The organism is Cupriavidus sp. 8B (genome assembly GCF_054589115.1).
In genome coordinates this window covers 1-251 of record NZ_BAAILO010000652.1, presented here as the reverse complement: position 1 = coordinate 251, position 251 = coordinate 1, and the positions used below count along the sequence as shown (strand labels likewise).

Annotated in this window: 1 pseudogene; it reads right to left on the bottom strand. The window is 63.3% G+C overall.

The annotated features are described in order from the left end of the window. Positions 1 to 251, bottom strand: a pseudogene (locus tag ACYP5B_RS52015) (hypothetical protein); the annotation flags it as partial.

Below are 251 nucleotides of genomic sequence, written 5' to 3'. Positions count from 1 at the left end.
AGGGTGCCATCCTTAGCTCGCAGCTTGCGCGCCAGGCGGCGCTGCGGATCTTCAATGTAATAGACTCGAGCGCTACCGCGCGGATAGTGCTTGATCTGGCGGAAGCCTTCATCAATGCACATGTCCACGTATTCGCGGCCGTTCAGAACCCGCCCTTCCGGCAAGCGCCAACATGCAGCCTCCGCTTGCTCGCGGGCGCTCTCAACATCGCGGGCTTGGCGAAGCGCAGTCTGCGCGGCCGCTGCCTCGAT